The organism is Octadecabacter algicola (assembly GCF_021532625.1).
In the GTDB taxonomy this organism is placed as follows: Bacteria; Pseudomonadota; Alphaproteobacteria; order Rhodobacterales; family Rhodobacteraceae; genus Octadecabacter; species Octadecabacter algicola.
The window spans coordinates 1-11,959 of sequence record NZ_JAKGAR010000004.1 but is presented as its reverse complement, the minus strand read 5'-3'; the positions used below and the strand labels follow the sequence as shown (position 1 = coordinate 11,959).

The window sequence follows — 11,959 nt, the reverse complement described above, 5'->3', positions numbered from 1 at the left end:
AACCGCCAGATGCCGTGGCGGCGAAATTATCTTTCGCAGTGGAAAGGCCTGCGTGTGGCTGATACGACGTCTTAAAGAGAGACGACGGAGACTTGATATGAGTGCTACAGCCAAGAAACGCGCGCCAATGGCGGATGATATCCGCGCAGCCAAAGGGGGCACTCCGCTGGTCAGCTTGACCGCCTACACGACGCCCATGGCAGAAATGATGGACGAACATTGCGATTTCGTCTTGGTCGGCGACAGTGTTGGTATGGTGCTCCATGGTCTGCCATCGACGCTGGGCGTAACGATGGAAATGATGATCATGCACGGGAAAGCCGTGTTCCGCGGTCTAAAGACAGCGATGATGGTCATCGACATGCCGTTTGGCAGCTATGAAGAAAGCCCCGAACAGGCCTTTGCAAATGCCGCGACACTGATGGCCGAAACAGGCGCGGGCGCTGTTAAGCTGGAAGGTGGCGTTGCCATGGCTGAAACGATTGCGTTTCTCGTGTCGCGAGGGATTCCTGTTATGGCGCATGTGGGGCTGACGCCTCAGTCGATCAACACTTTGGGCGGATATAAGGTGCAAGGTCGCGGCGATGCGCGGTCTGTCCTTATGGATGACGCGCAGGCTGTGACAGATGCAGGGGCTTTTGCAGTGGTGCTTGAAAAGGTACCGGCTGGGCTGGCTGACGAAGTCACTGCGCAAATCGCCATTCCGACTATCGGTATCGGGGCGAGTGCTGGATGTGACGGTCAAATTCTGGTGGTCGATGACATGCTAGGACTGTTCACGGCCTTTAAGGCCAAGTTCGTAAAGCGCTATGCGCATCTGGGTGATGACGGCGAAGCGGCCATCGCCGCCTATGCGGCTGAGGTGCGGGCGCGCAGTTTCCCGGCGGAAGAACACACTTTTGCTGACGAGGTCCCAAGCAAATGACCGCTCCTATAGTTAGGACGCTCGCCGAACTTCGCCAAATGACGGCGGGGTGGCGCAAGGCGGGCGAAGCAATCGGAGTAGTGCCGACAATGGGAGCGCTGCATCAGGGGCATTTGTCGCTTGTACGGGCCGCAAAGGATCACTGTGACAGAGTGATCGTTACAATTTTTGTGAACCCCAAACAGTTCAACAATCCCGAAGATTTGGAAAACTATCCACGCACCGAACATGACGACGCCAAAAAATTGGCGTCTTTTGAAGTCGATGCAATTTACGTTCCAGACGCGGACCAGATTTATCCGGATGGGTTTGCGACAAATGTATCAGTCAGCGGGCTGACGGATATGTTGTGCGGTGCTGCACGCCCCGGACATTTTGATGGCGTTGCGACCGTGGTGAGCAAGTTGTTCCTACAGACGCAGGCAGACAAAGCGTTTTTTGGAGAGAAAGATTATCAGCAGCTTCAGGTCGTTACACGACTGGCCGCTGATCTAGATATCCCGATTGAGGTCGTCGGTTGCCCTACGATCCGCGAAGAAGACGGGCTGGCGATGTCATCGCGCAACCTGTTGTTGTCGGACCGCAGCCGGATCAAAGCGCCACTTCTGGCTGAGGTTATGGACGATGTCGCGGCGTCGCTTAACGACGGAAAGACAATGTCAGAGATTGTTCCGGACGCGACAGCGCGCCTATTGGCGGCTGGGTTTAATGAGGTGGACTACCTTGAACTGCGCGATGGGGCGGACCTTTCCTTGCTGGACAGCATGAAGCCGGATGCGCGCCTGTTTGCTGCGGCATGGCTGGCCGGTGTGAGATTGATTGATAACATCGCGGTTTAATCCGGTTCATGTAAGGTTTTTTGATGGGGCACATTTTTGATCTGACGTCCTCGCAGGGTTTCAACCAAACTATGTATTGGGTCGGGCTTGTTGCGATGTTTCTGGCATTCTCTGTCGCACTTGTTGGCCTCGCTAATTACGTGCCCGGTGGTAAAGACGAGTCGCAAGAGGACAACTGGTCAATGCTCTTTGCCACGTGGCGCGACAGCTTGATCGTGACGCTGTTGTACACCTCGCAGAGCTTTTTGTGGCATTTCTCAGCGTTCAGCAATTTGACGCAAATTCAATCGGAAGCAGTCTTTCTTTATGCTCCACTGGTTGTGCCGACCCTTGGGTTCATTGTGGACGTATTGATATTTGTGATTGTCGCGATGCGAATTCTGGCGCTGTCTCGTTGGATTTCGAGACGTGGGAAGGCCGATTGATTGGGGTTTCTAGGTGTCGCTATCTAGAAGAATCTGCACGAGGCTGCGGGCCATAACTTCTACGCTGTCCATCATGTCATCCACGCCAATGTATTCGTCAGGTTTGTGTGCCAGTTCGAGAATGCCAGGGCCATACGCAACGCAGTTCTTTAGCTTGCCGATTCTGTCGATGTGCTTTTGATCGTACGTACCGGGGGAGGCGATAAACTGTGCGGGCGCGCCAAGTACCTTTTCGATCTGTGTCGCGAGAGTCGTGGCAATCGGCGCATCGCGGTCCGTCATCGAGGGCAGCACGTGGTTGAGTTCGGTCAGCTTATACTCGAACTTCGAGCGACTGGATTTGAGGTCGTTCAAAATATTCGTCACTTCGGCGCGGACTTGGTCTAGCGGCTCTTCATCAAGGAAACGTCGGTCAATAACGATACGGCAAGAATCCGGCACGCAATGGGCAGGCAGACCTGTGAAATCGTCAGCTTGTTCGTTTTGGCCGCCATGAATGGAATTGATGTTCATGGTAGATTGGCGGGCGCCTTCTGGCACGACAGGCATATCCGTGCGCCGTGTGGCCATTGCGGGAAACAGGTCTGTTTCGAACTTTTCCAACACGGCTCCCATGTGGCGCACGGCACAATCGCCTAGGAATGGCATTGAGCCATGGGCGATTTCACCAAAGGTTTCGATCTCGGCCCACCAACCGCCGCGATGCCCGAGGCACACGCGGTCTTTGTTCAGAGGCTCTGGAATTATGACGTGTTGCACACGGGACGGGCTAAAATATCCCTGCTGCGCGAGGTATGCGACGCCACCATAACCACCGGATTCCTCGTCCGCGGTGCCAGAAATCTCGATCGCCCCAGAGAAATCAGGGAATTCTTCGATGAAGGCCTCGGCTGCAATAATGGAAGCTGCCAGTCCGCCCTTCATATCGCAGGCCCCACGTCCGTAGATTTTGCCATCGATAAGGGCGCCACCAAATGGGTCTTGGGTCCAGCCTTTCCCGACTTCAACCACATCTGTGTGACTGTTGAAGTGGATGCAGTCCCCAGTGCGTGTTCCTTCGCGGCGCGCGATGATATTCCAACGGGGATATTTTTCGCTGTCACCGGGGGTGCCATGTGCCCTCACCAATTCCGTTGTGAACTTCGAGCGTCTTAATCTTCGGTCCAAAAAATCGCAGATTTCGCGGTAGTTTTCGCCGGGCGGATTCAGGGTAGGAATGCGAATTAGATCTTGCGTCAGGGCAATCAGGTCGTCGCGTTTTCCGGCGATACGGGAGAGTAGAGGCTCAAGATTGGTCATGACGCGACTATCTGTTCACTTATACAAACCCGCAAGAGGGCAGGTTGAAAGGCCTTGTCTGGAATCCCCTAGAGTGGAGGCCTGATCGGTGGAGAAAACCTTGGGTTGTATCTGTGTTTTTCACGAATCTTAGGATTGTCGCAATTTTGGCAACAAATGAGGGTCTCTGAAGTAATTACTACGCAATTGCGAACAGTGATATGAGCTTGAATGGAGAATAATACGCCTTAGAGTGAGTGAAACGCTTTGTTTTTCCCCGTAGGTTAATTGTTCCCCAAGTGGGGTTAATTTATCCATACTGCTATAATTAGCTGAAAATTGGATGAATATGGCTGAAATAACGCAGTATTGTTTTGTTTATTAGGACAGAATGTTTCCATTACGTAGCGTCAATTTTGCCCGATCTTTACCCATGCGTAAACACCTGTCCAAAAGGGCACCCTCTTTCTGACATTTTTCGCTTTTTCTGCCTCATTTCTGCCTGTATTGAGAAGGGGTCCTACTGGGGGACATGCCGGCTAACTGGGGTTGTCGGATCAAGATTTCGGTCTTGGTGAATGAGTGGTGTCTGCGGAAACGGGTCTATCCCTTTCTATGTGCGGATGAGAGTGTGATCGCTTTTGCGGTCAGTGTGTTTGTTGGTTTGTGGCCGGAATATCCCATCCTACAGATACGCGTCATCAAAGGAGCGGCCGATTGGCTGTTTCGAAGGGTAAGATAGGAACGACGATGTCTGATTATACAATTGACTGGTCCAATACCGATGTGGACGGCAACAACACAATCAATGGTCCGGACGGCACTATTGGAGTGAGTATTGCAACACCCAAGAATAGCGACGGTGACCAGTGGTTTGTTGAAAACGGTATGCTGAAGAACTGGGATGTCTGCAAAGATAGCTCAGCAGACATTACATTCTCCGAAGAAGTAACAGACGTGAAATTCACGCTTCTTGATGTTGATGCTCTCGATGAGATCACGATCATGACCAAGGACGCAGACGGTAACCCTGTCGAAGTTCAATTCGAAGCGACTGGCGTCCACTCCGTCAATGGCAACTCTGTAACTGGTACTCAGACCAACGCACCTGGCCCGGGCGCGGACAACAACGAACAAGACATCGAAATTTGCATTGCAGGCCCGCTCAAGTCCTTCTGGATTGTTTTGGATGATGGTCCAGAGCGCAATTACTCCGGCACGGTTGCCGTGAGCGATATCACATTCAACGTCGCTGAGAACGAAGATGGTTATGTTGATGGCACATCTGGCGATGATCAAATCATCGTAGGCCAATACGAAGACGAAGATGGCGATGAGATCGACGATAGCGACGCTCTCCTTCCTGGCGAAGCAGCGCAGGACGACATCGTTCTTGCGGGCGGCGGCAATGACCTTGTTATGGCGAATGACGGCGACGACGAAGTATACGGCGGTTCAGGTCATGATACGCTTTGCGGTCAGGACGGTGACGATGTTCTTTACGGCGAAGGCGGTAACGACATCCTTGAGGGCATGAACGATAATGACGTTATGTTCGGTGGGTCCGGCTCTGACACCATCTACGGTGACGCAGGCGACGATATCGCAACTGGCGGCACTGGTGGCGACAAAATCTACGGCGGTTCCGGCGACGATCTTTTGTCTGGTGCAAAAGGCAACGACGTAATCAACGCAGGCTCTGACGATGATGTCGTTTACGGCGGCGGCGGTTCTGACAGCATCCTTGGTGGTGCTGGCAATGACACACTTATCGGCGGCAACATGTCATTCGATGGCACGCAGGACTTCAACGACCTGTCCGCGGGTGATTTGGTCGAAGGTCAGTATATTGGCGAAGGCGTTTCGATTACGTCTGGCGATCCAAAGAACCCGGTCATGGTATTCGACACTGCGAACCCGACTGGCGGCGACAACGATCTTGCAACAAACAACCTTGGCAATGTTCTGATCTTGTCTGAGGACCGCGATGCGTCTGATCCGGATGACGAAGCACACGGTGGCACATTCAACATCACGTTCGAAGCGCCAGCGACGGTAACATCCATTACGCTTCTCGACATCGAAGAAGCCGCTTGGGTCAAGTACTACGACGTCAATGGCAACCTTCTTCAGCAGGTTGATGTTGTTACCGGCAACAACGGCCAAGAGACGATCACAACAGACCTGACTAACGTTGGTTCTATCGAAGTGATCCTTGCTGGATCCGGTGCGATCGACAATCTGACATATTCCATCCACCCAGACGACTGCGACACAGCGGACGTTATTTCTGGTGGCGACGGCCATGATTACATCGAAGGCAACGCCGGTAACGACGTGCTGTCCGGTGATGATGGTTGGGACGATATTTATGGCGGCGAAGGCGATGATAAAATCTACGGTGGCGCAGGCGGCCGTGATGATTTGTTCGGCGGCGCTGGCGACGATGAAATTTATGGTGGGTCTGGCGTTGATGTGGTCCACGGTGGCGACGGCAATGATTATGCCGAAACTGGTGATGACCACGACGAAGCCTTCATGGGCGACGGCGACGACACTGTTCTTGGTGGCGGCGGTGCTGACTGGCTGTACGGCGAAGACGGCAACGATGAACTAATCGGCGAAGATGGCGACGATATGCTGTTCGGTGGTGCTGGTGACGACGTCCTGAACGGCGGCGAAGGCGCTGACATGCTTAAGGGCGGCGATGGCGACGATCTGTTGATCGCAGACGCAGACGACACGGTTGTTGACGGCGGCGCCGGCGGCACAGACTTTGATACGTTGGACCTGACAGGCCAAGGCCCTTACTACCTCGACAATGTCGTGGAAGACAGCAATGGCAACGGTATCGACGGTACAGTTGTATTTGTAGACGCAGACGGTAACCCGACAGGCGAAACCCTGGCTTTCACTGAGATCGAAGAAGTGATCGGTGATGAAGTGAACCGTGGACCCGACGCTGTAAACGATACAGCAGAAGTTGACGAAGACGGTTCTGTCGACATCGACGTTCTGGGCAACGACTCTGATCCGGACGGCGACGATCTTACAGTAACCGATGCAACATCCCCGAACGGCACAGTCACCATCAACCCAGATGGCACGCTGACATTCGAACCGGATGAAAACTTCAACGGTGAAACAACAATCACTTACACCATCGACGACGGCAACGGCGGCACAGACACAGCGACTGTTACAGTCACAGTGAACCCTGTGAACGATGGCCCAGTCGCTGCAGACGATGCTGCCGAAACAGATGAGGACACACCTGTCGTCATCGATGTTCTTGGCAACGACAGCGACCCAGATGGTGATGACCTGACAGTGACCGATGCTACGTCCCCAGACGGTGACGTTACGATCAACGCTGACGGCACACTTACATTTACACCTGCGGATGACTTCAACGGTGAGACAACGATCACGTACACAATCGACGACGGCAATGGCGGCACAGACACCGCAACTGTAACCGTCACCGTGAATGCAGTGAACGATGGTCCAGACGCAGTTGACGCTGCAGACACAACTGACGAAGACACACCTGTCACAGTTGATCTGCTTGCCAACGACAGCGATCCAGAAGGCGATGATCTTGAAGTGATCTCCGCGACGCTGGTTTCCGGCGAAGGCGAGATTGTCGACAACGGCGACGGCACTGTAACCTTCACACCAGCTGAAAACTGGAACGGCGAAGCTGTGATCGAATATACGATCAGCGACGGCAACGGCGGTGAAGACACAGCGCTGCATACGATCACAGTGACACCTGTGAACGATGCACCAGAAGCAGTTGATGATGCCGACGGCACGGACGAAGACACAGCGATCACAGTTGATCTGCTGGCCAATGACTTTGACGTGGACGGCGACGACCTGACAGTGACATCTGCAACGGTTCCGGCTGAGCAGGGTACATTGGTCGACAATGGCGACGGTACAGTTACCTTCACACCAGCTGCGGACTTCAACGGTGAGGCGACAATCTCCTACACCATCGAAGACGAAGAAGGCCTGACAGATAGCGCGGTTCACACTGTTACTGTTAACGCCGTGAACGATGGTCCAGACGCAGTTGACGCTGCAGACACAACTGACGAAGACACACCTGTCACAGTTGATCTGCTTGCCAACGACAGCGATCCAGAAGGCGATGATCTTGAAGTGATCTCCGCGACGCTGGTTTCCGGCGAAGGCGAGATTGTCGACAACGGCGACGGCACTGTAACCTTCACACCAGCTGAAAACTGGAACGGCGAAGCTGTGATCGAATATACGATCAGCGACGGCAACGGCGGTGAAGACACAGCGCTGCATACGATCACAGTGACACCTGTGAACGATGCACCAGAAGCAGTTGATGATGCCGACGGCACGGACGAAGACACAGCGATCACAGTTGATCTGCTGGCCAATGACTTTGACGTGGACGGCGACGACCTGACAGTGACATCTGCAACGGTTCCGGCTGAGCAGGGTACATTGGTCGACAACGGTGACGGCACAGTTACCTTCACGCCTGCAATAGGCTTCATCGGTGAGGCAACAATCTCCTACACCATCGAAGACGAAGAAGGTCTGTCAGACAGCGCAGTTCACAAGATCACTGTCGAAGCGGGTATTCTTGACGGCACAGTTGAGGGCACTGACGGCGACGATCTGATCGACGGCGACTACTTGGGCGACCCTGAAGGCGACATCGTCGACAATGACGATGCGCTCATTCCAGGTCACGGACCAAACGACGATCTGATCGAAGCCTATGGCGGCAACGACGTGGTCTACTCTGGCGAAGGCGACGACACTGTTTTCGGTGGCGAAGGCAACGACATGGTCTTTAGTGGCGCCGGCAACGACACGCTTTATGGCGAAGCCGGTGATGACAAACTCGAAGGGTCCGGCGGGGACGACGAACTCTACGGTGGCTCTGGTAACGATGACCTCTGGGCAGGTGCCAATAATGACACCGTCGAAGGCGGCGCTGGCAATGATAGCATCGACGGCGGCGGCGGCGACGACATTTTGAGCGGCGGCACTGGCAACGATACGATCGACGGCGGCAACAATGCCGACATGCTGTTCGGTGGTGCTGGTGATGACGTTCTTGATGGCGGCTCCGACGACGACAAAATCGAAGGTGGCTCCGGCGATGACACAATCATTGGTGGGATTGGTGATGATGATCTGTGGGGCGCATCTGGCGATGACTCTGTAGATGGTGGCCGTGGTGACGATACAATCAGCACAGCTGAAGGTAACGACATCGTTGAAGGTGGTGACGGCAACGACATCATCGACACATCCAACGACCAAGTGCCTCTGCCAGACCTCAGCTTTGGTGACATCATCCCCGCGGATGGCGACTACCCAGGAAGCTCTCCGACTGACGATCTCGACACTGTGTACGGTGGTGCCGGCAACGACACGATCACCACAGGCGATGACGCCGATTACATCGAAGGTGGCGAAGGTCATGATGTAATCGACGGCGGTATCGACGCTGACGAAATCTATGGCGACGAAGGTAACGACACCATTATCGGTGGCGAAGGCTCCGACGAGATCTATGGCGGCGACGGCAACGACACTGTCTATGCTGGTATCGCACCTGGAACTGACCTCTATGGTTTCCCTGAGCAGATCGACGATGATCTTGGCGATCCAGAGCCCGATAACGGTGACGACCTCGTTTACGGTGGAGCTGGCAACGACACGATCTTTGGTGCTGACGACAGCGACGTTCTTTACGGTGATGCGGGCGACGATGTCATCGACGGCGAAATCGACGATGACACATTGTTCGGCGGCGAAGGCAACGACACGCTTGACGGCGGTGCCAACGACGATGTTATCGAAGGTGGTGACGGCGACGATGTAATCACTGGCGGCACTGGTGTAGACGATCTTTCCGGTGGACAGGGGTCTGACCTGTTCCTCGGCGGTAACGGCGGTGACGTGGTTGTCGGTGGCGAAGACGCTGACAATAGTGATGTCGATGTTCTAGACCTCACAGGGTCCAACGTTGACTTCATCACATACGTTGACGGCGACCCAGAGGCAGGCGAAGTGACCTTCCTTGACGGTTCCACAATGACCTTCTCGGAAATCGAAAACGTCGTACCTTGCTTCACACCAGGTACAACGATCGCCACACCAAAAGGCGAGCGTCTGGTCGAAGAGCTTCGTGAAGGTGATCGCATCATAACACGTGACAACGGCATCCAAGAGATCCGTTGGGTTGGCCGCAAAGAGATGTCCGGTAAGGCGCTTGTCGCTAATCCGCACCTCAAGCCAATCTTGGTACGTGCTGGTTCCCTCGGGAACGGCCTGCCAGAGCGTGACATGTTGGTGTCTCCAAACCACCGGATGCTGGTCGCATCAGACAAAACACAGCTCTATTTTGAAGAGCGTGAAGTTCTGGCCGCAGCCAAGCACCTTGTTGGCTCTGAAGGCATCCATGCCGTTGATGTGATGGGCACAGCCTACATTCACTTCATGTTCGACCGCCACGAAGTGGTCTTGTCGAATGGCGCATGGACCGAAAGCTTCCAGCCTGGCGATTACTCACTCAAGGGTATCGGCAACAGCCAGCGCAACGAAATCTTTGAGCTCTTCCCTGAGCTTCAAGAAAAGCAGGGCTTGGAAGGTTACCAGTCCGCACGTCGCGCACTGAAGAAGCACGAAGCCAAGCTTTTGGTTAAGTAAAAACGAGCAGCTTCGCTCGGGCGGCGTTGATCGGCTGAGTGAAGATGAAAAAGGGTCGGGGTGTGGTTGCACGCTCTGGCCCTTTTTTGCGTATAATACTTAAGTTTTCTGATGATTGCCTTCGAAACGGAAACAATAACGCCGGTTTTTCGGATTCCGTCTGGAAAAAGGTTCGGTGATTATGCAGCGGTATTTCCCCTAATATGCGCATTCAGGATAGCTATATTGGATTCCGACAAGATGAGGGCGTGCCTTTGAAGCGCTGATCATTCTAGGGGATTCTATTGTGGCCACACTTACAGGAACATCGAACGGTGATACGCTGGTAGGCGGGTCCGACGATGATGTAATTGCGGGCTTGAACGGTCAGGATAGCCTCTCCGGAGAAGGTGGTAACGACACGCTTTACGGGGGAGATGGGAACGACACGGTTGAAGGTGGCGACGGCAACGATTCAATCGAAGGTGGTTCTGGTCAGGACACTCTTTTTGGCGGTGACGGCGATGACGTCATTCTTGATGACGAAGGGACGCAGAACCTTGGTCAGGATACGGTCTATGGTGGGGCCGGGAATGACACCATTTCGCTGAGCGGGAATGGCGATATTGCCTACGGCGGAACAGGCGACGACTTATTCAACATTTTGGCAGTGTCAAACTTCAACGGAATGAAGATCGATGGCGGTGAAGACACCGACGATACCGATAACGATGTCATCAATCTCACCGCGCTGTATCACGAATACCCTGACCTACAGATCATCTATGAAAACCAAAGCATCGATGGTGAAGACGGCCGCATTCTGATTAAGACCGCGCCGAATGGCCAGGAACTAGGTCGCCTCACCTATTCGAATATCGAAAGTATCATCTGTTTCACACCGGGTACGGTGATCGCCACACCACAAGGTGAACGCGCGGTTGAAACCCTTCGAGAAGGCGACAAGGTCTTTACGCGTGACAACGGCATTCAAGAATTGCGTTGGGCCGGTAAGCGGGACCTTGGCCCACTAGACCTGGCCATTTCACCAGATTTGCAACCAGTCATGGTGCGCGCCGGATCGTTGGGCGATGGCCTGCCAGAACGCGATTTGATGTTGTCTCCAAACCACCGTCTCTTGATGTCCGGCCAACGTGAAGCCCTGTACTTTGAAGAAACCGAAGTCTTGTCCGCAGCCAAGCATTTGATTGGCATGCCGGGTATCGAGCGTGGCCATGCTTCTGAGATTACCTACATTCACCTACTGTTTGACCGCCACGAAGTGATCTTCTCCAACGGCGCATGGAGCGAAAGCTTCCAGCCCAGCGATCACTCATTGAGTGGTGTAGGCGATGCGCAGCGCAAAGAGATCTTTGCTTTGTTCCCTGAACTGGACCAGTCCGGTACTCCGAAAGAATGGTCCGCAGCGCGTAAAGTCCTGAAAAAACACGAAGCCAAACTCTTGGTGGGATAAGCGTATGGCGCCAGCTCCTTCGCTTTGAGGGAATATCGCCCCAGAATCGGCACCGCGAATCCATCAAAGGATGCAAACGAGTCGCGAATGAGGAGAGATTCCCCGCGTCCATTCACAAGAACAGAGAAAAACGGGCTTTAGAGACCTCGAAACCGCGCTCAAGAGGGCAGGGAGCAGGGCTTAGAGGCTATTGTTTTGAAGATAGAACCTTAAAAATAAGGCTCCAAAAGAAAGTTCATCATTACATGCGCTTTTCTTTAAAAAAGGGGTTGCGGGTTTGGGTGACTGACCGTAGAACCCCCTTCATCAGCAACGCAGCAAGCGGCGC

The 11,959-nt window shown here is 53.8% G+C and carries 6 protein-coding genes; 5 read left to right on the top strand and 1 reads right to left on the bottom strand.

All coding sequences use genetic code 11. From position 1 onward, the window contains the following. The first annotated feature begins 97 nt into the window (after window positions 1-97). From panB to L0666_RS15120, 3 genes are read left to right on the top strand one after another with little or no spacing between them, the layout of a single operon-like run. Window positions 98-925: a 3-methyl-2-oxobutanoate hydroxymethyltransferase gene (gene panB, locus L0666_RS15130; RefSeq protein WP_235262235.1), complete on the top strand. Its 828-nt coding sequence runs from the start codon at window positions 98-100 to the stop codon at window positions 923-925. Continuing rightward, complete coding sequence (gene panC / locus L0666_RS15125) at window positions 922-1,764, top strand: pantoate--beta-alanine ligase (protein ID WP_235262234.1); 843 nt, start codon at window positions 922-924, stop codon at window positions 1,762-1,764. Before panB ends, panC begins: the two co-directional genes overlap by 4 nt. 23 nt (window positions 1,765-1,787) lie before the next feature. Further along, a complete protein-coding gene (locus L0666_RS15120; protein ID WP_235262233.1) occupies window positions 1,788-2,189 on the top strand; it encodes a hypothetical protein in 402 nt (133 codons plus the stop codon). 9 nt (window positions 2,190-2,198) lie between these two features. Here L0666_RS15120 and L0666_RS15115 read toward each other — a convergent pair whose 3' ends face one another. Continuing rightward, window positions 2,199-3,488 carry an acetylornithine deacetylase/succinyl-diaminopimelate desuccinylase family protein gene (locus L0666_RS15115; protein ID WP_235262232.1) on the bottom strand — a complete coding sequence of 430 codons (1,290 nt, stop codon included), beginning with the start codon at window positions 3,486-3,488 and terminating at the stop codon, window positions 2,199-2,201. 729 nt (window positions 3,489-4,217) lie between these two features. Between L0666_RS15115 and L0666_RS15110 the strand changes: the two genes are divergently transcribed. Further along, on the top strand, window positions 4,218-10,178 hold the full coding sequence (locus tag L0666_RS15110) for a cadherin-like domain-containing protein (RefSeq protein ID WP_272492192.1): 5,961 nt from the start codon (window positions 4,218-4,220) through the stop codon (window positions 10,176-10,178). Between the two features lie 286 nt (window positions 10,179-10,464). After that, window positions 10,465-11,631, top strand: coding sequence for a Hint domain-containing protein (locus L0666_RS15095; RefSeq protein WP_235262231.1), 1,167 nt, complete (start codon window positions 10,465-10,467; stop codon window positions 11,629-11,631). The last annotated feature ends 328 nt before the right edge of the window (window positions 11,632-11,959 follow it).

Coding starts and splice junctions, on each gene's coding strand:
- panB (WP_235262235.1), top strand. CDS start 98: ATGAGTGCTACAGCCAAGAAACGCGCGCCAATGGCGGATGATATCCGC.
- panC (WP_235262234.1), top strand. CDS start 922: ATGACCGCTCCTATAGTTAGGACGCTCGCCGAACTTCGCCAAATGACG.
- L0666_RS15120 (WP_235262233.1), top strand. CDS start 1,788: ATGGGGCACATTTTTGATCTGACGTCCTCGCAGGGTTTCAACCAAACT.
- L0666_RS15115 (WP_235262232.1), bottom strand. CDS start 3,488: ATGACCAATCTTGAGCCTCTACTCTCCCGTATCGCCGGAAAACGCGAC.
- L0666_RS15110 (WP_272492192.1), top strand. CDS start 4,218: ATGTCTGATTATACAATTGACTGGTCCAATACCGATGTGGACGGCAAC.